At 47.3% G+C, this 25,408-nt stretch carries 18 protein-coding genes and 4 tRNA genes; 1 reads left to right on the forward strand and 21 read right to left on the reverse strand.

Going from position 1 to position 25,408, the window contains the following annotated elements:
- Positions 1 to 18 precede the first annotated feature (18 nt).
- The 16 genes from AC1TPC_RS01130 to AC1TPC_RS01205 all read right to left on the reverse strand — a co-directional run bounded on the left by AC1TPC_RS01130 (position 19) and on the right by AC1TPC_RS01205 (position 23,544).
- Entirely contained in the window at positions 19 to 783 is a 765-nt protein-coding gene (locus AC1TPC_RS01130; RefSeq protein ID WP_482065038.1) for a sugar phosphate isomerase/epimerase family protein, read from the reverse strand.
- Between the two features lie 19 nt (positions 784 to 802).
- Positions 803 to 1,762 carry an aldo/keto reductase gene (locus AC1TPC_RS01135; protein ID WP_482065039.1) on the reverse strand — a complete coding sequence of 320 codons (960 nt, stop codon included), beginning with the start codon at positions 1,760 to 1,762 and terminating at the stop codon, positions 803 to 805.
- 1 nt (position 1,763) lies between these two features.
- Positions 1,764 to 3,113, reverse strand: coding sequence for a glycoside hydrolase family 125 protein (locus AC1TPC_RS01140; RefSeq protein WP_482065040.1), 1,350 nt, complete (start codon positions 3,111 to 3,113; stop codon positions 1,764 to 1,766).
- Positions 3,064 to 6,207 (reverse strand): alpha-mannosidase, encoded by a 3,144-nt coding sequence (locus tag AC1TPC_RS01145; RefSeq protein WP_482065041.1) that lies wholly within the window; start codon positions 6,205 to 6,207, stop codon positions 3,064 to 3,066. The genes AC1TPC_RS01140 and AC1TPC_RS01145 overlap by 50 nt, the downstream gene beginning before the upstream one ends.
- A gap of 207 nt (positions 6,208 to 6,414) precedes the next feature.
- Positions 6,415 to 7,536 (reverse strand): GntR family transcriptional regulator, encoded by a 1,122-nt coding sequence (locus AC1TPC_RS01150; protein ID WP_482065042.1) that lies wholly within the window; start codon positions 7,534 to 7,536, stop codon positions 6,415 to 6,417.
- Positions 7,537 to 7,617: 81 nt separating this feature from the next.
- Positions 7,618 to 8,445, reverse strand: coding sequence for a carbohydrate ABC transporter permease (locus AC1TPC_RS01155; protein ID WP_482065043.1), 828 nt, complete (start codon positions 8,443 to 8,445; stop codon positions 7,618 to 7,620).
- A gap of 43 nt (positions 8,446 to 8,488) precedes the next feature.
- Entirely contained in the window at positions 8,489 to 9,388 is a 900-nt protein-coding gene (locus AC1TPC_RS01160; protein WP_482065044.1) for a carbohydrate ABC transporter permease, read from the reverse strand.
- Between the two features lie 79 nt (positions 9,389 to 9,467).
- Positions 9,468 to 10,778, reverse strand: a complete 1,311-nt coding sequence (locus AC1TPC_RS01165; RefSeq protein ID WP_482065045.1) for an ABC transporter substrate-binding protein — start codon at positions 10,776 to 10,778, stop codon at positions 9,468 to 9,470.
- A gap of 415 nt (positions 10,779 to 11,193) precedes the next feature.
- The gene (locus AC1TPC_RS01170; RefSeq protein ID WP_482065046.1) at positions 11,194 to 12,735 is read right to left on the reverse strand and encodes a GxGYxYP domain-containing protein; all 1,542 of its coding nucleotides are present in this window, start codon (positions 12,733 to 12,735) and stop codon (positions 11,194 to 11,196) included.
- A gap of 87 nt (positions 12,736 to 12,822) precedes the next feature.
- Positions 12,823 to 14,925 carry a GxGYxYP domain-containing protein gene (locus AC1TPC_RS01175; protein WP_482065047.1) on the reverse strand — a complete coding sequence of 701 codons (2,103 nt, stop codon included), beginning with the start codon at positions 14,923 to 14,925 and terminating at the stop codon, positions 12,823 to 12,825.
- Positions 14,922 to 17,150 (reverse strand): GH92 family glycosyl hydrolase, encoded by a 2,229-nt coding sequence (locus AC1TPC_RS01180; RefSeq protein WP_482065048.1) that lies wholly within the window; start codon positions 17,148 to 17,150, stop codon positions 14,922 to 14,924. The genes AC1TPC_RS01175 and AC1TPC_RS01180 overlap by 4 nt, the downstream gene beginning before the upstream one ends.
- 24 nt (positions 17,151 to 17,174) lie before the next feature.
- Positions 17,175 to 18,560 carry an extracellular solute-binding protein gene (locus AC1TPC_RS01185; RefSeq protein WP_482065049.1) on the reverse strand — a complete coding sequence of 462 codons (1,386 nt, stop codon included), beginning with the start codon at positions 18,558 to 18,560 and terminating at the stop codon, positions 17,175 to 17,177.
- 40 nt (positions 18,561 to 18,600) lie between these two features.
- Positions 18,601 to 19,515 (reverse strand): carbohydrate ABC transporter permease, encoded by a 915-nt coding sequence (locus tag AC1TPC_RS01190; protein WP_482065050.1) that lies wholly within the window; start codon positions 19,513 to 19,515, stop codon positions 18,601 to 18,603.
- Complete coding sequence (locus tag AC1TPC_RS01195; protein WP_482065051.1) at positions 19,512 to 20,483, reverse strand: carbohydrate ABC transporter permease; 972 nt, start codon at positions 20,481 to 20,483, stop codon at positions 19,512 to 19,514. The genes AC1TPC_RS01190 and AC1TPC_RS01195 overlap by 4 nt, the downstream gene beginning before the upstream one ends.
- 167 nt (positions 20,484 to 20,650) lie before the next feature.
- Positions 20,651 to 22,204 (reverse strand): S-layer protein, encoded by a 1,554-nt coding sequence (locus AC1TPC_RS01200; RefSeq protein ID WP_482065052.1) that lies wholly within the window; start codon positions 22,202 to 22,204, stop codon positions 20,651 to 20,653.
- A 188-nt stretch (positions 22,205 to 22,392) separates the two neighbouring features.
- The gene (locus AC1TPC_RS01205) at positions 22,393 to 23,544 is read right to left on the reverse strand and encodes a GntR family transcriptional regulator (protein WP_482065053.1); all 1,152 of its coding nucleotides are present in this window, start codon (positions 23,542 to 23,544) and stop codon (positions 22,393 to 22,395) included.
- Positions 23,545 to 23,700: 156 nt separating this feature from the next.
- Here AC1TPC_RS01205 and AC1TPC_RS01210 point away from each other — a divergent pair, with 156 nt between their 5' ends.
- The gene (locus AC1TPC_RS01210; protein WP_482065054.1) at positions 23,701 to 24,039 is read left to right on the forward strand and encodes a L,D-transpeptidase; all 339 of its coding nucleotides are present in this window, start codon (positions 23,701 to 23,703) and stop codon (positions 24,037 to 24,039) included.
- A 325-nt stretch (positions 24,040 to 24,364) separates the two neighbouring features.
- On the opposite strand, the gene AC1TPC_RS01215 is transcribed toward AC1TPC_RS01210, so the two are convergent.
- From AC1TPC_RS01215 to AC1TPC_RS01235, 5 genes are all read right to left on the reverse strand, one after another.
- A tRNA-Leu gene (locus AC1TPC_RS01215) sits at positions 24,365 to 24,446 on the reverse strand.
- A 60-nt stretch (positions 24,447 to 24,506) separates the two neighbouring features.
- Positions 24,507 to 24,582, reverse strand: a tRNA-Lys gene (locus AC1TPC_RS01220).
- Positions 24,583 to 24,632: 50 nt separating this feature from the next.
- A tRNA-Glu gene (locus tag AC1TPC_RS01225) sits at positions 24,633 to 24,707 on the reverse strand.
- Between the two features lie 113 nt (positions 24,708 to 24,820).
- Positions 24,821 to 25,135, reverse strand: a complete 315-nt coding sequence (locus tag AC1TPC_RS01230; protein ID WP_482065055.1) for a hypothetical protein — start codon at positions 25,133 to 25,135, stop codon at positions 24,821 to 24,823.
- Between the two features lie 178 nt (positions 25,136 to 25,313).
- Positions 25,314 to 25,398 (reverse strand) — tRNA-Leu (locus AC1TPC_RS01235).
- Positions 25,399 to 25,408: the final 10 nt, after the last annotated feature.

The following is a 25,408-nucleotide window of genomic DNA, read 5'->3' on the forward strand; positions in this document are numbered from 1 at the left end:
CCCATTCTATTTGCTACTCTACTTGTTCCATTTGCCTGTCATTTCTTTCAGGTAGTTAAAGCTCGTTTCCAAGCTGTCGAACGGACTGCCTGGGCAGTAATCCTGCTCAACGCAATACCATTCTACTCCATTGTTCTCGCCCCACTTCAGAATCGGCTCAAAATCAATGACGCCGTTACCGATTTCGGTAAACGTTCTGCTTTCATCTGCGGACATATCCTTCAAATGCAAAATCGGTATTTTGTTCGGGAATTTGGACATGTATGCAAGCGGATCCCGGTTTGCAAAGCTTACCCAATAAGTATCAATTTCCGGATAAATAAAGCGGTCGCCCTCAGGCTCAAGCACGAAGTCCAGTGCCGGCTTCCCATCGACATCGAGCTCGAACTCGAATTCGTGATGGTGATAGCCAACGCGGAAGCCCTGCGGCTTTACTTTGTCCGATATTTCAAGCAGCTGGCGCTTCGCAAGGCGGTAACCAGCCTCGTTTTGCAATTCGTCCTCCAAATAATGATTAAAGAAGTCCGTCGTTCCGAAGAGCCGCGCTTCTTCAAGCACGACATCAAGCTCCTGCGTCATCCGGTCGAGGCCAACATGCATGCCTGCTACGGATAAGCCCGTCTCCTTCAGAACAGCCGCGATTTCGACAGCAGGGTAGCCGTGCAAGCCGTCGATCTGTACGGCTTTCCAGCCCATCTTGCTGAGTGTGCGAAGCGTCTCATAAAAGTCCTTCTTAAGCTCGTCTCTAAGTGTATATAGTTGGGCTGCAAATTTATGCTGCATGATTGTTGCTCCTCTCAAATTAAATGCGGTCTGTAACCAAATCCAGCCATTGAATCTCGTTTTCTGTAAGCGGCATGCTCATGCCTTGTATGGATGATTGCAATTCCGGCAGTCTCTCAGGACCAATGAGCGCTGCAGTCGGATAAGTCTGGTGCAGCACGTAAGCCAGCGCGATTTGAATAGCTGATGCGCCCTTGCTCTCAGCAAGCTCAGTCGCGCGGCGGTAGCGCTCCCAGTTGTCCGCTGTATAATAAACGTCTACCATTTCTTCGTCTTCCAAATTATCAGGCGAGTAACGTCCCGAGAAAAATCCGCCTGCCTGCGAGGACCAGGACAGAAGCGGCAAATTGTTATTCTGATGCCATTCGATCATTTCGCGCCCAGCGGATATGCTTCCCGGCCAACGGGGGATGCGGCATTTTGCCAAGCTGAGGTTCGGGCTGCTGAACGTAAAGCCGATTAGCCCATGCGCTTTGGCATAGTCGTTAGCTTCTTGAATTCTTTCGTGGCTCCAGTTGGATGCTCCGATGGCATGAATGCGTCCAGCTTCTACATGCGCGTTCAATGCCTCCATGATCGGTCCAACCTCGACGGAAGGATCGTCGCGGTGCAGCGCATAAAGATCAATGTAGGAGGTGCGAAGACGGTCCAGACTCTCCAAGACATCCTTGTTGATCGCTCTTGCATTCACGCGATTGCCAGGCTCGCCGTCGTCCGGATGCGCCCCCTTTGTCATAATGTTTACCTCAGCCCGTTTGCCTGTCTCATCAATCCATCTGCCTATTTTTTGTTCGCAATCATCATACTGGTGCGCAGTATCGAACGTGTTGCCGCCTGCCGCGAGATATGCGCCAAACATTTCATGGATGTAGTCCATATCATCCGCGCGCAAAAAGTTAGTGGAGCCCATAATGAGCTGCGAGCAGGATTTAAAGATCGGCTGCCCGTTTTGAGCAGCTTGTATTTGAATTGTTTTCATCTTATCCCTTCCATTCTTCAGAGGATTGTTCGGCTATCATGCTGACGTATTCTGCAAATAAGCTATTCGCCCATGCAAACCATGGCCTTGTATACGTTGATGGATCATCTTTATGGAACCCTTCATGCATAAACCCGGTTCCTGCATGAGTGGATGACAGCATGGCCAAAATATCTCGCTTTTCCTGCTCGTCGCTTGAGGTTAATCCCTGCATGCTGAGTGCAATATGCCAAATATACGATTCCGGCGTATGCGGGCTTCCAATCCCTCTAGCTGCTGTGCCTTCGAAGTAATAAGGATTGTCTTGGCTAAGAATAAACCGCCTTGTGTTCTGGTAGACAGCATCGTCCTTCGCCTTGTAACCAAGATAAGGAATCGAGAGCAAGCTTGGCACATTGGCGTCGTCCATCAGATTGTAGTTGCCGAATCCATCTGTCTCATAGGCATACATCTTGCCATACTTTGGATGATGAACCACTCCGTATGTTTCGATTCCGTATTCGATTTCTTCCCTAAGAGCAGATGCTTTGCCCATCCATTCGCGGTCCTTGTAAATCGAATCCGCAATTTCCTCTACCTGCTTGAGAACGACTGCTGCAAACATGTTGGAGGGGATCAAATAGCCGTGCGTGCAAGCGTCATCGCTTGGACGGAAGCCCGACCAGGTCATACCGGTATAATTAACCGGCATGCCCGTTCCGTTATTTCTAAGCGTATCGGTGGGCGGGCAATTATGCCGAATAAATTGATAAGGCGATTGCTCGGTATGCCTTTGCTCCAACCGCCATAGATCGATAATTTGATGAACGGCTGCTCGGAAGGAGTCATCGAACAAGCTCGTTATCCCCGTCTCTTTCCAATATAAGTAGCTGAGCCAGATCGGATAGCACAAGGAGTCGATCTCATATTTCCGCTCCCATACCCACGGATTTAATTCCGTCTCATCAATATCGATACGGTGATCGTTGTCCTCAACGTTAAACGCGTTTGCGTAAGGGTCGATTCCGATATATTTCAGCTGCCTGCGAATTAAGCCTTCAATTACTTGCTGCAGCGTCTCATCCTCTCTCGCTAGCGGGAGATAATGCTTGACCTGTGCAGAAGAGTCGCGCAGCCACATAGCCGGAATATCGCCTGTTATGACAAAGGTTGTTCCATCATCTAAACGCTCAACAGTCGTTTCGAACGTACTGGCAAAGCAAGGCCCGAACATCGGGGCGAGCGCCTTGAGCTCGGGATGCAGCTCCAGCTTGCTAATGATTTGTTCGACATATTCGCTCATTTGTTCAGTCAGCTTCATCTTAGAAATCGTTCCTTTCTTTAAAGACGACAGCAAATGTCTTAATTTCATAAGGAGTAAACTCCGTTACAATCGAAGAGCCTGGATGGGTCTCACCCAAAGGTTTTTCCATCAGATTGCATTCCTGCCAAGAGACGATGCCCAAATCACTTCCGATTGTCACTTCTTTGCGGCTTCCTGAATAATCATGCAGCCTAATGATAACCTTATCGCCATCTTCCGCTTTTTTGACCGCATCGATCATCACGCCGTCAGCCGACAATGTGAACAATGATTTTTGCAAGCCTGGTGCTGTTCCCGGATGGCTGGTCAGCGGATTATTCAAGTTCCATGCTTCAACAGCCGTACCGCCTTCGTACCAATCGCCTTTATGAGGCAATAATGAATAAGTGAATTGGTGCAAGCCGATATCCTGTTCCGGATCAGGGAAATTAGCCGATTTAATAAGCGACAGGCTGAGGACATTGTCCTTGATGTCGTAGCCGTATTTGCAATCATTAAGCAAGCTTACGCCGAATCCCCGCTCGGAGAGATCCGCCCATTGATGTCCAACGACCTCGAATCTTGCAAAATCCCAGCTTGTATTCCAGTGCGTCGGACGTTTGACATTCCCGTATTGAATGTCGTAGGTTGCTTCGGTCGAACGAACGTCGACTTCGAAGGCTGCTTTCAGCAGCTGGCTTTGTTCCTGCCAGTCTACGTTGGTCACAAAATCGATTCTCCGATTGCTGCTGTATACCTTCATATCTTGAACGAGAGAGGAACGGTTATAAGTCCAGCGGAAACGAACGACAGCGTACAATGGTCCAGATTCCAGCAGCACAGCTGATTCCAGCTCGGTTACTTCACGCATCTTTTCCTTATAAAAAATATCGATATCCCAAGCATCAAATGCGAGCGGCTTGTCTTCAAATACACGAAGCACATTGCCTCGGCCGTCCTTCTTCAGTACATTTCGGCGAAGCTCCTTATCCCAAATGTCTGTTAGCTGGCCTTGTTCGTTCCATGTCATCCTATAAAATGGCGTTTCAATTCCGGTCTTAGTAAATGTAAAGCTTGCTGCCTGGGATGCTTCTGAGGACCTCGGAACGAACCGGATAGGCGTATAGCCCATAGATGGCACCTTCACCAAAACCGCCCAGCCCTCCTGACCCCTATGAGCAGGAAGCTCCTTGCCTTCATGATCGATCCAGACGCCGCTTCCTTCAACTGGATTTGCAATTTCTAGCAAATCCTCCCGCTCCCAAGCCGAGCTGTTCAGAACGGTATATGCACCGGGGCTTGCCTCCGTCAATTGGTTCAGTGCTTCCGAGCGAACATCCGAAACCAACATTTGCGCTTCGCTGTATTCCGCCGCAGCGTCTTCATACACCTCCTGGATAGAAGATCCAGGAATAATATCATGGAATTGGTTGCGCAGGATGATCCTCCAGCCGTCATTGATTTGCTGCTGACGGTATTTCATCCAATTCCCTTCAAGGAGGCTTGCGAATGCGCTTATCCATTCACCCTCGCGATAGCCAAGCTCAAGCTTGCGATTCATCCGTTTAACCTTCGCTTGGCTCGTATATGTCCCGCGGTGATATTCAAGGTACAGCTCGCCGTCCCAGGTATGAACGTATTGCTCTGTGTTGTCAATCGTCTCTTGCAGCCGCTCGAAATAATCGCCTGCCGTTCCGGTCTTCACATGCGGGAGACCCGGCATGTCATCCAGCCTGCGGCGCATCTCCAGCATCTCGCGATTCACGCCTCCTCCTCCGTCGCCATATCCGTATGACAGAAGAAGCTCTTCATTTAATTCTTTATCCCTGTAATTGTCCCAAATATGATAGGCCTCATAAGCCGTTAATCTGCCGTTGTAAGTGTACATCCAAGAATCTTTGCTATGTCCCGGCTCCGGAGTCGTAATGAAATGCGCCATGATCTCCGACCCGTCCATCCCACGCCACGTAAACGTATCATGCGGAATGCGATTGAATTGATTCCAGCTGATCTTAGTCGTCATGAATCGGTCGATTCCCGATTTCTTCAAAATTTGCGGAAGCGCCCAGCTGTAGCCAAATACGTCTGGGAGCCATAAGTACGTGCAAGCCTTGCCAAACTCATCCTGCAGGAAACGCGTCCCGAACAATACTTGCCGAACGAGCGACTCCCCTGAAGGAATATTGCAATCGGCCTCAAGCCACATGCCGCCGGCCGCTTCCCATCTGCCCTCTGCCACTCTCTCGCGAATACGTTCATAAATTTCAGGATAATCCGCTTTGATGTACTCGTATAACTGTGGTTGCGTTTGCAGAAACACGTAATCCGGATACTGCTCCATCAACCGCAATACGGTCGAGAAGGATCGAGCAATCTTCTCGCGAGTATGCTTTAGACGCCATAACCAAGCTACATCGATATGAGTGTGACCAACGCAAGTAACCGTAATGCGCGAATGCTTCTCGATCCGAGCAAGCTCTTCCTTCAAGATAGCGAGGGCTGCAGCGATTGATCTGTAAAAATCATCGCTTTCTTTGTTTTGCCAATTAATTTCACGCAAGGAACGATCGATGGCTTTCAGAAGCTGATGTCTTTCGGGCTGCACGGCTGGCAGTACAAGAACGGTTTCCAATGCCGCTTTAACCGTAAAGTAATAGTCATCTGCGTTTTCATCAAGCCAGCTTATTTCCGCCATCTTAAGACGGTGAACCTGAACGGTTTTAGGGCCCCCGCCCTCCAAACCAGACCATAAACGGAACGTTAATCGAAGCTTATTCCCAGCTTCCTGAACAGGTAAAAATACTTCCTTATGGTTGGCATCTACGCCTTGGTAAGGAAGTCCGTGAAGAAATAGGAGCGATTCGAACCCTGAGTTGGTTCCTTCATCGGTTTTGCCAAAGTCGAATCTGCCAACTATTTTTTTACCGCTCCATTGTTTAGGTATATCAACCTCACAGGAAAGCCAAGCATACAGATCTCTGCCTTCCCAACGGGAACCTGTCTCGATAGTCGTCCACGCTTCATCCTCTTTAGGAGGAAATGCGCCGATTTCACCCTTCTCATCTTGCAAGAAGCGGAACGCTGGTATTTTTACCCCTTCACGATAACGCAAGGGCTCCATTTCATCTAATCTTGCCTTAATCTTGTCTTCCAATAAGAACATGCTTAAGCCCCCTGACACCATGATAATATATACCCAATTATATATCTAATGCATGTTGATGTAAATAAAATAATATTACTAATTAATAAAAAATAGTTGAATTTGGTATGTAAATGACGAAAGATGTTATATCCACATTCAGAAGAGAACATAAAAAGCCCCTGGGGATCCAGGAGCTTCATTTTACAATTTTAAACAAAATAACGATTATTCTTCTTCAGCCATCTCTTTAACGCTATCCCTTTCCACCAAATTAACAGGGATGAGATGCTGCCGATAATCCATATTTTTCTTTTCAATGATGTCCACGATAATGGTGGCAGCCTGTTGCCCGATTTCATAGTAATTTTGGGCTACCGTCGTTAATGGAACCTGTGCGTATCCAACGTTCTCCTCATTATCGAATCCAACGATCGACATTTGTTCCGGTACCGAAATGCCGGCATGATGACATGCCTTGAGCAAGTCGATCGCCAGATCATCATGTTCAGCTTGAATAGCTGTAATATTTTGATCGGCCAGCTCTTCAACCAATGCCGTCAATTTAGCGATACGATCCTCATCTGCGATCCCCTTATAAACCTCAGATACGATAAAATCGCTCTGAATAGTCAACCGGTGATCCTTATGAGCCGAGCAATAACCGATAAACCGCTCTCTAATCGTGCTCCGAAGATCTACCTCGATAGCCGTAACGAATGCGATGCGGGTATGCCCTTTGCGTATTAAATGGTCAGCTGCCAAATATCCGCCGGTTTTATTGTCAGACACGACATTACTAATTTCAACGCCCTCATAGTGCTGGTCAATCAGCACGATCGGGAAGTCGTTCATGAAGAGCGTGTTTACCGTTGCAATATTATGAGAAGTACTCGAAGGGTAGAGAATGATGCCGCTATGCCCGCTATTGTACATTTTGAGCAGCAGCTCTTTTTCTTTCTCTACGTTCCAGTTCGAGATATGAATACTCACGAAATAACCTCTCGGATCCAAGTAATCATTGGCCCCTTGAATATAATCAAGACGGCCTGTCGAGGACCAGGGAAGGATCATCGAAATGATCGGAGTTCGGAAGGAAGAAGAAGCCTTCTCCATTCCTATCGTATCATCATGGCTTTGGACATAGCTTCCGCTACCTCGTTTCCTGTAAACAAGACCTTGCTTCTCAAGCTCGATTAGCGCCCGCTTGGACGTAATTCGGCTAACGCCATACTGGTTTGCAAGATCTATTTCCGTCGGCAACTTATCATTATCTCTGTACACTCCGTCTTTGATTTGCTGCTGCAAATCTTCCATAATCCGAAGATATAAGGGCTTGCTACCTTGCATCAGCACTCCGCCACCCTGTTCATTGTAATCTGAATGTTATGTCCATTTTACCAGAGGCTGTAAGACTTGCATACCAATATATTAGCTTTTAACCGCCCCGTCAGAGAGACCGGCAATAAATTGACGGCTGACGATAAGGAAAAAAACAATTAACGGCAGCGTTGCTAGCAGCGTTCCAGTCATAAGCATTGCATAGTTCGCTGTATGTGTTGTTTTCATCGATGCGAGCGCAACCATTAGCGTGAATTTCGAAGAATCGGTCAAAACGACCAGCGGCCACAAGTAATCTTCCCATGTCGCCATGAACGAAGTGATGCCAAGGAAAGCAAGCGCCGGCCTTAGAACCGGAAGCGCAACGCTGAAATAAAGCCTGAAATTGTTGCATCCGTCTATCCGTCCAGCCTCAAGCAGCTCGTCATGAATCGCATCTTGAGCGAATTGACGAATCCAGAAAATGCCGAAGGCGCCTGCTAGTCCAGGTATGATCAGCGCTTTGTAATCCCCTAGCCAGCCCAGCTCCTTCATAATCATGAATTGCGGAACAAGCGAGAGCTGTCCTGGAATCATCATGGTCGCAAGCAGCACGACAAACAATATTTTACTGCCGGGAAACTTGAATTTCGCGAATGCGAAGCCAGCAAGTGATTCCAAAAACAATCGCAAGACAGTTGTAACCACTGCGACAAAAACGGTATTCATGAACGCCCGGCCGAAATCGATGGTATCAAGTACGCTGCGAATATTCACCCATAGCTGATCGCCGACAACGAGCTTCGGCGGAAAGGCGAACACGGCGCTAGTTGTGTTCGTTGACATTACGAACAACCAATAAAACGGGAAAATGGATATAACAACTCCGATCATCAAGACCAGATGAATCATCAATTTTTTGATTATTTCTTTTTGCATATTCCTGCACCTCACGAAAGGTTAGTCGTATCTATCACCCTGGTTAACGATCATCGGCAGGCTTAAATAGTTTCCAGTTCAGGAATGAGATGACCATTATGATGGCGAACATTACCCAAGAAACTGCTGCTGCATAGCCATAATTGTTATACTTGAATGCTTCCCGGAACAAGTAGAGCACTATCGTTTCTGAGCCTGGATAAGGCGATGTAAGCGTTGATAGCACTTGAGGCTCCGTGAAGATTTGCAAGCCGCCGATCGTCGACATCATGACTGTGAACAGGATGATAGGCCGAAGCATCGGAATCGTAATTTTACTAAAGGTATCATACATTGTAGCTCCGTCAATTTTAGCAGCCTCATAAAGATCATTTGGAATTTTTTGAAGTCCTGCCAAATAAATAATCATATTGTACCCAAGGAATCGCCAATAAATCATAGTAGCAATAATGAATTGCACACTTATTTTGTGATTCAGCCAAGCAATTTCATTTAGACCGATTTTCTGCAACACGTAATTTGCAAAGCCGTAATGATTTCCGAAAAAGGATTGAAAAATGATAACGACAGCAACCATTGCGGTTACATTCGGAAGATAAAAGGCAATTCGGTAAAAATCTTTGAATCGAACGATGCTCAAATTGATTAAAAAGGCGAATACGAGCGCGCTGCACAATAATGGAATATTAGCCATCGCCCACATGGTGAACGTGTTTTTCACCGCTTCATAAAACTTAGGATCTTTAAACAAGAACTCGAACTGCGACAATCCGACATATTCCAAATCCCCGATTCCGTCCCATTTGTTAACAGCAAGATAGGCTGAGAACAAGATCGGGAACAGACCAAACACCAAAAACAAAAGATAAAACGGAGAAATAAACAAATAAAGCGTCTTGTTTTTCATAGCCTCTTTCCACGTTTGCCTTACATTAGTACCCACATTGCCAACCTCCTAACTTCTTGATGCATGGGTGAAAGAAGGACGAGGCCAATTAGCCATCGCCCTTCTAAGTTTAAGCTTAGCGACTCAATTCTCTCTTCACATTTTCAAGCGCTTCATTCCATGCAGCTTCTGGATCTTTCTTACTTGTATCAACCAAGCTTAATTGCTCAAGGATAGCATCTTCTACTTTGCCGTCTTTTGGATCGGAGTAAGAGATCACGACATCTTTTGCCGCTTCTCCAAACACTGCGCCAACAGACTGCCCGCCGAAGAACTCATCCGGCTGTTTCATATCTTCATCCTCATAGATGCCAGGAGTTGAAGGATAGTTGCCGAATTCCGCGAATCCTTTTTTCAGGTTTTCTGCATTTGTCAGGAACTTAATAAGCTCAGCTGCTTCCTCTGGGTGTTTCGTTGTCTTCAATGCGCCGAAGAAGGATCCACCTTGGTTGCCGACTCCGCCCGCCGGATAAGCAATACGCCATTTGCCTTTCGTTTCTGGAGCTGCGGAAATAATGTCGCCCTTCATCCATGATGGACCGATAAGGGATGCCATCGTTCCATTGTTAAGGGCCGCGTTGCTCTCCGAGCTCGACGACATGCCGAAGGTTGCGCCGGATTGGTATGCTTTAACGGCAGTATCCCAAGCTTGCTTCACATGTCCTTCTTCACCAATGAACTTGCCTGTTTCATCAAAGTAGCGTTGCGGCATTTGACCGATTACGTTGCGGTAGATGTCCACGATCGTAGCCATGCCGCCTTTTGTTTTTTCATGAACGGTCTTGGATACCGCGATGAAATCATCCCAAGTCTTCACTTTTTCTTTGATTTCTTCCGGCGTTGAAGGTACGCCTGCTTGCTTGAATAGATCCTCGCGGTAGAACATTACAGTCGGAGCGACATCGATCGGCATAGCGATTTGAACCTTGCCCTCATCTGCCGAAGCTACATTCCATTTCCACTCTAGATACTGATCCTTCAAATCAGCCGCACCATAGTCATTCAAATTTACGAATTTGTCGCTGTACTGGATCAATTCCGTAATCCAGCTGTCCATTGCCGTTACATCCGGGCCGCCAGCGCCGCCAGCGAGAGATGTTTTCAGCTTTGTCATGTATTCACCGCCAGGAGGCAGCTTCTGTGCATTCAGCTCAATATTCGGAAACTTCGTCTTTGCTTCTTCAACCGTTGAATCCGAAATAGCGCCATTCCAGTACCACAACGTCAATTTCACTTTTTCGCCTGCTGATGAGGAGCCGCCGTTATTCGGACTGTTTTCTCCTTTATCGCCGTTATTACCCTTATTACCATTCCCGCCGCTGCAAGCCGATAGTAGAATAGCAGTAATCAGCGTAAGCACAAATAAATAAGACATTTTTTTGTTCATTTTAGATTCCCCCTGTATGAAATATTCAAAGCACTGCATGATGAAGCGAAATCAATGTAATATAGCGCTGTCATAAATCTAGCTTGTGCAGCCCCCCTCGACCGTAATGGAAATCACCCTTGTGACAACCATTTAAAAAAACGCTTACAAATGATATCTAAAATAAAGCACACCACATTTGGTATAACATATTATATAACCACTCATTTGCGGTGTAATAAGATGATATATCATCATAGCTTGAAAATCAAGCGGTATTTACCAAAAATATATTTAATTTATATATCTTATTTTCGTGGTACCGCTTCCTATTCGTATATTTATATACCTAATAGTATATTTGTTATACAATTACCTATATCTTTATAGTAAACGCTCCAGCAATAATGTCTATCGGTAATATCTGTAGGTAAAATTACTCCTCCAGCGGCGTCCTTGTCTTCACATCTCGAACGATACGCCCAAACAGCTCATCCGGAGACACTACCTTCACATGCGCATCCAGATGGTCGATTACGTTCCTCACGTCGCTCATCGTACGACTCCATGGATGCACGTTAATAATCGTATAGCCATCTTCCTTTGTCGGATCTGTCGTATAGCCGTTAATGCGCTCTGCCATCTTCACTGGATCGGCATCCCACAGCGTCTCTCTAACGCTTGCGAACGGCTTATCCTTCACCCACCAGACCTTGCCTTCTCCTCCTACATATTTTTCGCCATAAGCGAGAATACCGCCTTTTAAAGAGGGGATCGAAGCGAATTGCTCGATAGATGCTTTCTCAGGACTATTCCAGTCGAGAAGCACCGCAAGCTGCATATCTGTTTTTTTCATATAAGCATCAAGCCGTTTGACGTTCTCCTTGAGATCCTCCTCCGGATACTCGCTGGGAAAGAAATACCCCGTACCTGATACCGCGACGACAAAATGATCCTTCTTTGCTTGCTCGTAAATCGTCGATAGAGCATCAGGAGCCAAGTCGGCGAGGGTTGGAGCCATCTGCCAGCCCATCGGGAATTGTCCGCGCTCGCTGCTTCCGTAATATTTATCATTATTAACAAAATCATTCAGCAGCCATTGCACATTGTCCCCGTCACTCATAACAAACGACACATAATGCGCTTTCGGATCTGCCTCTCCTGCTTTGACATGATAAGGCTGCTTGAAGGCCTTATCAGGCTTAACAGCAGATAATGCAGTCAAATTCATCGCCCAATCCGATGGAATCGCCGCAACGCCTTGCAGGCTGGCCGGAGCGATATGCTCAGATTCGCTGCCTTTCCCCCAGCCGAGACGAATCGCATCCGAGTTCAACGATTTGTAGATTTCAGGCAGCTCTTCATCGCTTGCGCTATCGTAGATGTACATTGCTTTCAGCGCCACGCCATAATCACGCAGCTCCCCTCTTTCGGGATGCAGCTGCACGAGGATATCCTTATTGAATTGGTCGCCATACTGCTTGAAGAGCCACATGTCATCCTTATCGCTAACATCCTCCAATTGCTTGAAGCCGATTGACTCCATTTTAGAGGACAACGACTTCTCGGCAGCAACAGCTTGCTTAAGCCCTGCCAGCGAGGTAGCCACGTTTACCGATGGCGAATTTTTCTCGTAGACGTAAAATCCTTGAATACGATCCTTAAACTTCTCCAGCAGTGTCCAAGCGTCTTTTACTTCCTCAGTCTTCACGCCATGCTTCGCACTCAGCTCTTCCAGCCACTCATCGTAAGCATTGTCTGTAATATAAATTTCCGGTTTGTCTTGAGCCAAGACCCCTTGCAGCGTTCCCACCAGGACAAGCTCCTCCGGGCTTAAGGACGATTTTTGAATGACGTATAAATGCTCAGGTGCTTCTATTTTGGGAAAATAACTAAAGGTCTTTGCATTCGCACCGCTGCAGCCGGCCAAAATAAGCAAAAACATCGCTAACCCCAGCCATTTAGCAAATTTCATCATTTTCTCACTCTCCCAGGTCGCCATGCCATAAAGCCAGAGCCCCTTGCTTAGAAGGGGGCCTGGCCTTGGCTTAGCATAGTTTGATCATTACTCTACAGTAATTTTCACATTGTCCAAATGAATATACTCGCCGTCTCCTTGTCCGCTGTCGGACTGCTCCAGAAGAATCGTTACGGCCTTGCCGGCAAATGCGCTCAAGTCAACGGTTTTAGCCGTCCACTCCCCTGATTTGATCGTCTCCCACGGGGCCAAGGTCGTAATCGAGTTATCCTCCTGAATGATCTCAATTTGGAAATCTCCGTCGTGCTCGGCGCTTTTCGACTTGATGTCGAAGCTCATCGTGACCTTGCCGCTTGGCAATAAGAGCTTCTTGTAGAAATAACCATTCGGCTTCAAATCCATTTTGCCCAGGTCTGACCCGTCCATCTGCAAAAATCCGTTGCCGTCTTGCTCGAACCAGCCAGCCTTGTCGTATTCTTTGCCGGCATCGACTGCTGCCCAGCCTTCCGAATCTTTGTCGAAGGTGTATATAAACTTCGTATCTGCTGTCATATTTGCGACCTCGTCCAAATCAATGATTCCCTCGTCAAGCTTTTTCTTCACCCCGGAATAATCAAAGGAGGTCACATCGTTCAGCTCGCTCACATTTTCCTGCTTTACATTTTTCTTAATCAGCTCCATGAACTCGTCAGGCGTTACGACAACGACGTCTGGGCCGAGATTAGCCGCGATGTCCAAAACGTCCTGATAGTTGTGAGACCAAGGATGCACATTAACCATGGTGTAGCCTTCAATTACGCTAGCATCCTTTTTGTAGCTGTTCAATCGAACGGCCATCTCTTGCGGCTCCGTCTCCCACAGCGTTTCCCGCGCAGCTACAAACGGCTTTCCGTTTGACCAAGAGATCGCGCCTTTTCCATCTCCATATTTGTAGCCCATGAAGTAGAATCCGCCTTCGATTTGGTCCTGAGCGGCATATTGATCAATCACATCTTGCGAGATTTCATTATCGAGAATCGACACATATTTCAAATCAGCTCTCTTCATGAAATCGTTTGTATCCTTCACAAATTTTTTCAATGTTTCTTCCGGATAGAGCGACGGATTGATGTAGCCAATGCCTGACACAGCAGCAACAAAATGATCATTCTCCGTTGCCTTCTCATAGCTGTATTTCATTATGTTTGGGGCAAGATCCGCTAAACTAGGTGCAATAGACCAGCCAAATGGAACCTTTCCCTTGTCCTTATGGCCTTGCATCTTGGAGGCGAGCGGCGCACCGTTCGCATACCATTGCACGTTGTCCCCATCGCTCATAATGAAAGTGACGTAGTGGACCTTGTCGCCGTCTCGCGCGTTTTTCTTCGACGGTTTCTGTTTCATTTGATCGCGCGGAAGCGCCGAGAATACCGAGAGATTATGCGCATGGTCCGAAGCGATCGTCATTTTGCCCAGACGAGATGCTGTATCAACGCCGGAGAGCTCATCCGAATGCCACCCCATAATGGCGCTGTTCGGATTCGTCCAATTGAACGCTTCTTTCATATCCGCGAGGCTGGCATCGTACATGAAGAAACCTTTTACCGCAGCACCGTAATCCCTCAGTGAATCCAAGCTGTACTCCTGTTTGAATATAAAATCTTTATTTAGCTTGTCCCCATATTCGGTTAAAGCCCACATTTCGTCCTTGTCGCTCACATCAAGCTTCTTGACCAGTCCATGCTGGACGGCCTTATTCGCTAGAGACTCTTCCACTGCCGCATACTTCAACGCACCGCTGACAGTGGTGGCTGCATTAACAGTCGAAGTGTTGCTTCGTTTGAACTGGACGAATCCATTTTCAGCCAGCTTGCCTTTGAATTTGTCAACGAGATCCCAGACAGACGGAACATACTCGTAGGTAATGCCATAGTTTGCTTTCATATCTTCCAGCCAAACGGTATAAGCGTTGCCGTTGTCGATATAAATCTCCACTTGATCCTGCGCCACGATTCCTTGCAGCGTTTCAGCCAGCACCCACTCTTCTTCTTTAAGATCATCGCCTTTAATGACATAAAGATGCTTGGCTATATTTAATTTAGGAAATATGGATTCCGATTCCGACGCCGTCTTCTGACATCCCGACAAAATGATGATGGCAGCCAGCAGCATAACTATTATGCTCGATGCTCTCTTCCATGTTTTGGTCACAGCAAACTCTCCTTCATGCAGCTGCTGAGCGAGAATGGCAGCTGTTCCTCCGCATACTCCTTAATTACAGGGCGGTCCGTCATCACGAAGCGGATCGTGCCGCCGCCCATAAGCGTCTCATGTGGAATCGACAAACCGTCCTGTAGCTCGTCGTTAACGTATATGGCATGAACGTAAACATTTTCCGCGCTGTTATTTTCCGATTCTATTGTAAGCTGCACACTATTCTCCAAAGTTAGCACCGCTTTTTTGAATAACGGACTTCCCCATACATATTCCGGCGTTCCCGGAGATAACGGATAGATGCCGAGCGCTCCAAAAATGTACCAAGCGCTCATGCTACCGTTGTCTTCATCGCCAGGCAGGCCGTCTGGATGCGAGCTGAACAATTCCTCCATCGTTTTTCTCACCCAATACTGCGTTTCCGCCGGATAGCCGATGGCTGTAAATAGGTAAGGAATGTGAAAGCTTGGTTGGTTGCTGATGGCGAATTGTCCAAAATCAACAGCGGCCATCTCCGACATTTCGTGGATCTCAAAGGAGTACGAACCTATGCGGAAGTGCGGCGGCGTCGCAAACAGCTCAAGCAGCCGGTTATACATCTTCTCTCTCCCGCCCATAAGCATAGCGAGTCCCAGCAAATCATGCTGCACCGCCCAGCTCGTTTGCCAAGGGCCGCCTTCGCAGTAATCGCCGCCCCAAGCATATGGATCGAACTCGTCTTCCCTGCTCCCGTCTGCCTTTAGCCCGCGCATAAAGCCGGTTTGCGGATCGTAAAGCCGAGCATAATTTTTAGACCTTTCGAGCATTTTCCGGCTTTCCTCGTGTTTTCCTAATCCGTCAGCAAGCTGAGCGATACAGAAATCGCCATAATAATAATCGAGTGCGTTGCTCACGCTTTCGTGGTATTTATCGCTTGGCATAAATCCATATTTCACATAATCGGCCAAACCTTTGCGCCCAATGCCTTCTTTCCCGGAATCTACGGTTGCATGCTTCTTCAAGCCTTCATAAGCAGCCTCTATGTCGAAGCCGCGAACGCCTTTGACATAAGCGTCTGCAAACACCGCATCAATCAACGTGCCAGGCATTAAGCTTCTTTCCCCCGGCGACACCCACTTCGGCATCCAGCCGCCTTCCTTATACACATTCACCCAAGCCTGCAGCATTTCGCCTACGAGCGTTGGCGAGAGAATCGAAAGCAGCGGATACTCCGTTCGAAACGTATCCCAGAAGCCATTGTCTGAATACATCGGGCCTGATTCTACATTGCCGCTAAACGCGCTATAGTGGACTTGATTGCCCATATTGTCATACTCATACCAAACTCTCGGGAACAACGAGGTGCGATACAGGCTCGTATAGAACGTTTTTAATTTTTCATCATCCTCGTCCTCGACTTGGATTTTGCCGAGGGTGGTCTCCCACTGTTCGGCTGCATCCAGTCTAACCTCATCAAAGCCGCGTTCGCCGATCTCATTTTTCATATTTAGGAGAGCTTGCTCGACACTAATAAAGGAGGTCGCGACCTTAACCTGCACATAGCCTGTTACAGGAACTTTCAGACCGACATAAGCGCCGACACGGTTTCCGCTCGCTTCCCTTGATTCGCTTGAAGCAAATTCCTTATCGAACGTTCCGCTTTGCCCTTCATTAATGTCGCAATCGAATGAAATAGCAAAATACTCAGCAAAATTTTCCGGAACGAGATTTTCGCTGTTCGCTCTCGTGAAGCCTGTCACAAGGCGGGCTGCCGAGTCGATCTGAATGGCAGACTCGCCTTCAAATGGCGATACGAGAAACCGAGCGCCGTCCCGCTCCTCGAAGCGGATTCGAATGACGGCGCAGCGTACGGTTGGTGCAAGCTCCAGCGTCGCTCTATAGCGAAGCAGCCGAACGCGGTAATAGTCAGGTCCGATAATTGTTTCCTCAGGCCTGAAAGAAGACGCCCAATCAAATGGTGACAAATATAACGGACCTGATTGAGGCATTAGCAGCAAATGTCCATAATCAGCCATCCACGGGCTTGGTTGATGAGTTAGACGGATGCCTTGCAGGCTCCGGTGGGAAGGATGGAAAAACCATCTTTCTCCCGCTTCATCCGTTTGCGGACTCCATGCTGCCATCCCGAACGGACGTGTAATGAGAGGCAGCGTATTGCCATTCGAGAATTTCATGACAGATGCGGTACCTTGCAGTGGATTAACAAAATCCAAAAGTTTCATATGATCTAGTCTCCCTTATTCGTATTAGCGTGTCAGCTTCTCCGCTTTTTCTTGCGCTTCGTTCAACAGCTTCTCGATCGGCTCTTCCGTCATGAACGTCTTAGCCATCGCTTCTTGAAAGGCTTGCCATACTTTCGAGCTGGCTTTGTCAAAGGTCGGCAGTCCTTGCACGTTTTCCTTCAACCCCTGATAAACCTGGAAGAGCTCTGGATGCTCCGTCCGATAACCGTCGCTTTCTCCGATATCCTTGCGTATAACGGGACGAATGTTGAACGTCTTGACGATTTCCTGCGATGCCGGGCTGATTGCCGCTTGAATATACTTGAATGCATTTTCTTTGTTTTTCGAATAGGTCGGAACCGAAAGGAAGGCTGCTCCTATCGTCAAATTCCCTACTTTGCCGCCCTCAGGAATCGGCAGCGGCGCAATCCCGCAATCCATCTCCAGATCCTTGCAAATTTGAGCCCGCCAAGGTCCGTCAACCGCGAAAGCCAACTGGCCTTTTTGGAATCCATCCCAGAACGGAGCTTCCGCATTCGATACCAACGCGCCTTTGTTGTTGTATTTGCCCAGCTCGCGGATGAGCTCGAATGCCGCTGTATTGCTCGGCTGGTTGAAAGCCGCATTATTCGCTTCGTCGACGAATCCGCCGCCGCTTACCATTAACAAGGAGCCGAACCGCAGCACGCCGCCGAAATTCGGACCTGCGTAGACGCCTCCCGCAAAAAACTTCCCTTTGCCCGCTTCGGCAATTTTTTTGGACATCTGGGTCCACTCGGTCCAAGTAACCGGAGGCTTCTCCGGGTCGAGACCGGCCTGCCGGAATAGTTCCTTGTTCCAATACAAATTGCTGACACCCGGCTGCACGGCAACGCCGTATATTTTGCCGTCAACCTCCATCGGCTTCCATGCGCCATCGACGATGTTTTCGCGAATTTCTTGTTCAAGCCATTCCGGGAAAGGCTCGAATACCCCTTGAGCCGCGAACCCCGGCGACTGCGTCTCGCCGATCATAATATCCGGTCCTTGATCGGAGAGGATAGCTGTAGATTGCTTCTGGATCAAAGGCTCCGCCCAGCCCCAATCCTCATATTTGAGAGCGATGCCTTGCTTCTTCATCTCTTCATTAATTAATGAGGTCCATTCATATTGAAATTTACCGTCATTTCCATACTCTGTAGTCAACATATCTTTCTTTCTGCGTTCTACAACCTCATCTCCGCTGCCTGTTCCCAGATTAATGGCTCCATCGGCTAGTACGACAAGCGGATTATTGCCAGCCTCAGAAGCTCCATTGGTCTCGGCCGACTCCTTGCCGCTGCCCTTAGAAGACGAGCATGCAGCCGTTCCGAGAACAGCGATAATAACGAGCAAGATAAGCATTATTTTTGTTCTGCGTATTTTTATCAAGTTAGTCAACCCCCGTCGTAAGTCTATCAAAAATCAGTTATCAGCCCTTCAGCCCACTGTTCGCTAGTCCTTCCACCATGTACCGTTGAAAGAAAAAGAATAAGAGCAGGGCAGGCAGCGTGACGCCAAGGCCCAGCGTAATGATGAGCGGATAATCAGGAATGCTCATCGGGTTCGAGGCGATGGAGCTGAGCCTCGTAATCGCAGCTGGCAGTGTCTGGAGACTGTCGCTGCTCGTGAAGAAGAATGGCGTCGACCAGTCATTCCATGTCCCAATCGCCGTTGTAATCGCGATAAATGCCAAGATCGGCTTTTGCAGCGGCAGAACTAGACCAAAGATGATTCGGATCAAGCTAGCACCGTCCACTCTAGCCGCCTCCTCCAGCTCATACGGCAGCTTCTCGAGCGATTGCTTCATTAGAAAGGTTCCCATAATGTTGATGGCTGGACCGCCGATTACGTATACCCAGAACGAATCCAAAATACCTTGTCCGCCGAAAAATACATCGTTCCCTCCTGCATACGGCCATCTTGCGTATTGAATAAACGTAGGAATCAAGCCCACGACGCCGGGAATCATTTGCGATGCCAGCAATGCAAGGAAAAGAGTCTCTCGTCCTGCAAATTTCAATCTTGCAAATACATATCCAGCAAGCAATGAGGTCAGACATGCCCAAACAACGCTATAGCCGGTTCGAAGGAGCGAGTTGACGAAATAGGTTTGTACATTGCTGTCTGCCGAGCCGAACACAAGCGTCGCATAATTTTTAAACGTCATTTCCTGCGGGAAAGGGAACAGACCGATTACGGTCGATGCATATTCCTCCTTCGTCATAAAGCCGACCAGTACGATAAACAGAATCGGATACAGAAGAACCAAACCGCCAAGCAGCAAGGAAGCATGCCCTAGCAGATAAAGCGGCTTGCGCCGTTTTGCCGACATCATATGACTCATACTCGTTTCCTCCCCTTGCGGCTCGTTCTCTCGTTCTCGGTCATCATTCGGAAATAAATGACCGTGAACAGGAAGACAACCCCAGCGAGCACGACGGATGAAGCTCCGGCCATCCCTAAGTTAAAGTCCCAGAAAGCGTCCCTAAGAATCCGGAAAACAAGCACCTCCGTCGTGCCGAAAGGCCCGCCGCCTGTAATGAACATGACTTGCTCATAAATTTGAACGGCTCCGATAAAGCCGGTTATCATCACATACGTCGTAATCGGCTTCAAGCCCGGCATCGTCACATGTAGAAATCGCTTCCAAGCATTTGCGCCGTCCATCTGCGCCGCTTCATATAGCTGCCTGTCGATCGACTGCAGCCCGGCCAGCCATAATAGCGCCGTGCCTCCGATGCCTTTCCACACCGTATACACAATAATCCAGAACACACCCCAAAATGTGGAGTAGCCCCACAAAATCGGCTGAAGCCCCAGACTGATCAACACATTATTGATAACTCCATTGTTCGGATCAAGAAAAATGTTGAACACCTGAGTGGTAGCCACCGTGGAAGTTACGACAGGTACATACCAAATGGTCCGATAAATACCTCTGCCCTTTAGAGGCAGGTTCATCAGCAATGCAGCTCCAAATCCGAACAAGATAGTTAAGCCCGTTCCCAGTAAGCCCATCCATACGGCCCGGAATAGAGATTCATAGTAGAGTGGATCAGAGAAAAACTGAACATAATTTCCGAGTCCGATGAACTCAGGCTTAGCCGTAAGCCCAACCCAGTCGAAGAAGCCGAGCAAGAAGCCAAACAGGGTCGGAACGCCGCCAATGACAATCCACCATAGAACCAGCGGTCCCAAAATAAGCAGTGCGGCGATCGGATCTCTCTTGCGTCTATGAAATTGGCGCAGCTTCGTTTTAAAACTGACTTTTTGAGTCGGAGCGAATAATTGCGGCTTCGAGGATGAAATCAATTTAAGTTGCCTCCGTTCTTTAGTAGTTCTATGTTTATTATATTTAATATTGCAAATATGTCAATATAGCTTTATATCATAATAGCACATAAAAAAAACTGCAGCCGCGCGGCTGCAGTTTCCGTTATTCCAAGCATTATTTTATTTGTTTGTCCATGTTAAAATCCTTATTTCACACTTACAAAAATCGGGTTGGAGTAGAACCACAGATCTTTGTAGTTTCTTTTGTTGATTTCGATAAACCGAGCTTCGTTATCTTCGATATCCGTCTTCTCATCCATCAACGGCTCTCCGTTTAGCGTCTCCCCTGGCACGTTAACACCCAAATTAGTGCCTCTAAGCCGGAAATACTGATTTTTATCGGAAGCTTTTACTTTAAAGGCAATGACATTGTAGCCGTCTTTCGTCGTTTTCCACTCCTTGCTTGTAAAGCGCTTAAGCACCTTGGTTGAATCGTTGGTTTCCTTGTTGTACGCATCTGTTCCCGGCTTCGCTTTTCCTGTCACATCACCCGAGATGAGATCCACATGATCGACTTTAACGGCATCGCCATTGTTATTTTTTTTCGGGCTTTTAAATTTAATAGTCACAGTCAGCTGTTCGTTCTTTTTCACTTTCAGCTCCCCGCCCATCTCAGTCTTGTTGTTGCCCTTCGCTATGTTGAAATCAAGGGCATTGATCAAATCGCCGAATACGGAGAACGTTTTCCCCGAACGCATGCCGTTCAACACAGCAAGTGAATCGCTGCCATTCACCCAAGTATAGTTTTTCGAATATTCGCCCGGACGGTATCCGCTTGAATACAGACGATTGTCGCTAATGAAGAAATGTGAATCTGAATTGGCAAAATTCCAGAACCGGCGTCCTTCTCCCAGAAGCGCATCCCAAGCGCCGCCCTTTTGAGCCAGCATGTAATCTGCACCGCCGTAAGTCCGGTTCTTCGGAGTTGCTAAATTGAGGCCGCCGCGATCGGGCTCCATTTGATTGCCCACCATGCCTTCAAAGCCGAAAGCAACAGTCGGTGCGATATTGTTGAAATCGCGGAAATCCGCTATCGTATATACCGTTTTTCTCGATGGGTGATTGAATAGTGCAAAGCTGGTCTTCTTATAATTGGTTTCCAGCCAATTCAATGCGGTACGCGCATCCTCGCGCGTAGAGAAAGCCCTGCTGTCCTTTGACGACCATTCGGCTACATCAGCCGGATCAAAATACTTTTCTTCACGGTTCGTGAACAAATACTCGAACTGATTAGCCGCTTTCAAGCTCTGCTCGGAGCCTGGCTTGTCCGTAATAATACCAATCCCAACATGCTCATAGGTCGGCATATCCCACTCAAAGCCTGAGAATATGATTTTCCCAGCATATTTGCCTGCCTCTTGCAGCTGCTTGATCTTTGGTACCTGATACTCCAGCATCCCTTGAGAGAACGGGATGGATCCATTCGGCAGCGGTTGTCCGTTGTCATCTCTCGATTCCATTCGCAGATGATCCGCAAACCCCATCCAATCGAGGCCGTAATTCTCAAACCCTTGATCCAGCAAGGAGGTCAATGAATGCTGCGCGTCATCGGATTGATAGGTATGCACATGATATTCACCCGTTAACCATTTGCCGCTTTTAACAGCTTCTTTCTGGTCCGAAGAAGCAGAAGCGCCTTGTGCTGCGATTGTTGCAGCAAGCGTCAGCCCAAGCAAAACAGACATACGTTTCTTTGACATAATGAACCCCTCCAGCAAATATTAAGATTTAGTAAATGCTTTCAGTATAATTCGGTTTTTGGTTTTTTACAATGATATATTTAATATAGACAATATTAATGTTTCTCATAAAAACCGCCGCAACACAAAAAAACCTAACCAAGCTCGGTCAGGTTCAATATGCTTTGCCAATATTCCATTTTGAAATATTACAATGATAATGATTCGTTAATTGCTGCGGTTGTTTGCTTGATAACCAGCTTTGGCTCTAGTACCGTCCTTATATTTTGCGTCGAAAGCTGCTTGCCCTTCAAAATATGCAAAATCAGCTCTCCCGCCTTCAAACCCATATCGCTTTCCGATTGGTCGATATGGGTAAACAGGCTAAGATCCTCCATCATCGGGCTGGGATTATCGAACGTGACGATAGATAACTCTTCAGGCACCTTTATGCCGGCTCGTTTGGCGATCGACCAAATTTTGAAGCCCAGGTTTCCATTCAAGGCAATAAATGCAGTAGCTACACGGTTCTTGATATAACGGAACAATGGATGCTCCGGGTCCAGCATGTCCATTTCGGAGTCAAAATCCGTAAGGAGCATGGCCGGATTGATCATCGCCCCACGCGCTCTTAAAGCGTTCATGTAGCCGTTGATCCGATCATCAACAGACACAGTAGGCACCGGCGAATCCGAACAGATTGCGATTTCACGATGACCTAGGCTCCATAGATGATCTACAGCTAGTTTGGCCGCCAGCATACTGTCTGAGTATACGGCGTTCGTTTCTACACCGGGAAGATAGCGATCAATAAGTACAAATGGATATTCGGACATTTTCAGCGCAATGATTTCCTCGTTATAGATTTCTGCATCAACCGGGAAGATGATCAAGCCTTCCACCTTGTTTTTCAAATCGCGGATAATTTCTTTCTCTCGTTCCTTTGAGTTAAAGCTAAACATCATCACCAGTGAATATTCGCTATCCTCCAGAGCATCCGTAATGCCCCGAATAAGACGAATCGCGAAATAATCATCCACAAAAGGAAAAATGAGACCGATCTTAGATCGTCCCAAGTTATTCGAGCTCTCCAGGGCAGGCGCAGAAACTGATTTCTCCGGCATTATTTCCTGCTCTGGCACCCCTTTGACGAAGGTTCCGCGGCCGGGAATACGATAAATCCAACCTTCCCTCGCAAGCTCGTTAAGCGCATTCGCCACCGTAATCCGGCTGACTTTGAATTGCTCAATCATTTCTTTTTCCGTCGGAATTTTGTCATCTTCCTTCAGCTGCCTCGTACTGATGAGTTCTTTAAAATAGTTCTGAATTTGTATGTAAAGAGGTTCTCTTTCTGAGCTCATCTTTTCAAGCCTCCAAGGCTAAATTTAAAGTTAATTATAATTATTATATATAAATATAGCATAGCATCAAATAATGTGCGAAGTAACTCCAAATATTAACTCTTGAAGCAAACCTCCACTGCTCTACATAACCTATGAGAAAAGGAGTGGAGCCCCATGCCCGATTATCGCATTATCGTTGATCTTTCCGATCGCCAGCTGCATCTGCTCGATAACAACATCGTTACAAGGTCCTTTCCTGTTGGCATCGGCAGGATGGTCACGCAGACGCCTATCGGCGAATATACGATTATAAACAAGCAAGCTAATCCAGGCGGTCCGTTCGGCGCCTTCTGGATGGGATTATCAAAGCCCCATTATGGCATTCATGGCACAAATGATCCTTCATCTATCGGCCATCTCGTCTCGCTTGGCTGTATCCGCATGTATAACGACGACGTCCTTGCCCTATCCAAACTCGTCCCCATCAACACGCGCGTAACGATCAGGCCATAGCCAAGCCGCGTTACTATAAGCATACAATGGGGCGCCTCTCTCAATAGCCGTGAGCATATTATCGATTTGACCGGCATGCCCCTCGCAGGCCACCTCTGGCAATGCCTCATAGCAGCGATGAAGCTCCGCCTCCCAAACCGCGCGTTCGTCTCTAGAAAGCCATTAGCCAGCGCCGTAGACGCCTTAACCTGCCATGGAGCGGAGACACGAGCCTTCGTTCCTTGGAAAATAAGCTGCTGCTCCTGCCCATGCTTTGCGGTTTTCCTCGCAGTAAATATAAAAAAAGCCCTTGCTTTCGCAAGGACTTCGAATGTATTTGTTATGATGCGGTAGACAGGATTTGAACCTGCACGTCCATGGGACACTACCCCCTCAAGATAGCGTGTCTGCCGTTCCACCACTACCGCACATTTTAAGTTTGAATGTCGTTTCCTTCGCTCTCATTCGCCTTCAGCTTGCTAAGTGAATGGTGAGCCATGAAGGACTCGAACCTTCGACACCCTGATTAAAAGTCAGGTGCTCTACCAACTGAGCTAATGGCTCTCAATGTGACTGTGCAGAGGCTCCAGGAGCTGATACACTTTGAGGAAGAATGGTGACCCGTAGGGGACTCGAACCCCTGTTACCTCCGTGAAAGGGAGGTGTCTTAACCACTTGACCAACGGGCCGTTTTGATGCCAGAAATCAATCGCTGTCTGAGACAACAAAAATGATTATATCAGCTAATTAGCAGGAGTACAAGCATTTTTTGAAGAATTTTCAGAGCAGCGCACTGCTTACATTATTCAATGGTTTCCGCTTTAAATACGTTGTCCAACTTGTCTTCAGGCGTAAGTCTCTTCTTCAAAGGAACCTTAACATCTCTTCCTAATTCCTTAAAGAACGTGTCAACATCGCATTCGATTTTGTCTACATAAACCGAAAGCGTGCCTTTTTCGATAATCGCTTCATTGCCTTCCGCAGGTACAGTCACTTCAATGGAATACTTTTTCATTAAGGTGTTGCTGTAACGCCCAAAAATCTCGAGCAATTCCTCGTTATTAAATTTCCCAATCGCCGCTTGTCCTTTGTTCGTAAAGTTTAAGTTTATTTTCATGTTTACAGCTCCTCATCTCTAATGATGCATCTGTTTGGACGGTTCGAGTAACTTATAACGAAAAAACCACTCTCTAGTCAGATTTTTATGATCTGAATATAAAGTGGCATCATCTATCAGAAAAGTGCTTTATGACACCTTCTAAGTTCACCTATATACATCGGCAAAGAGTAAGTTATGGTGCGGTAGACAGGATTTGAACCTGCACGTCCATGGGACACTACCCCCTCAAGATAGCGTGTCTGCCGTTCCACCACTACCGCACATTTATAA

The sequence above is a fragment of the Paenibacillus sp. Y280 genome (genome assembly GCF_056786335.1).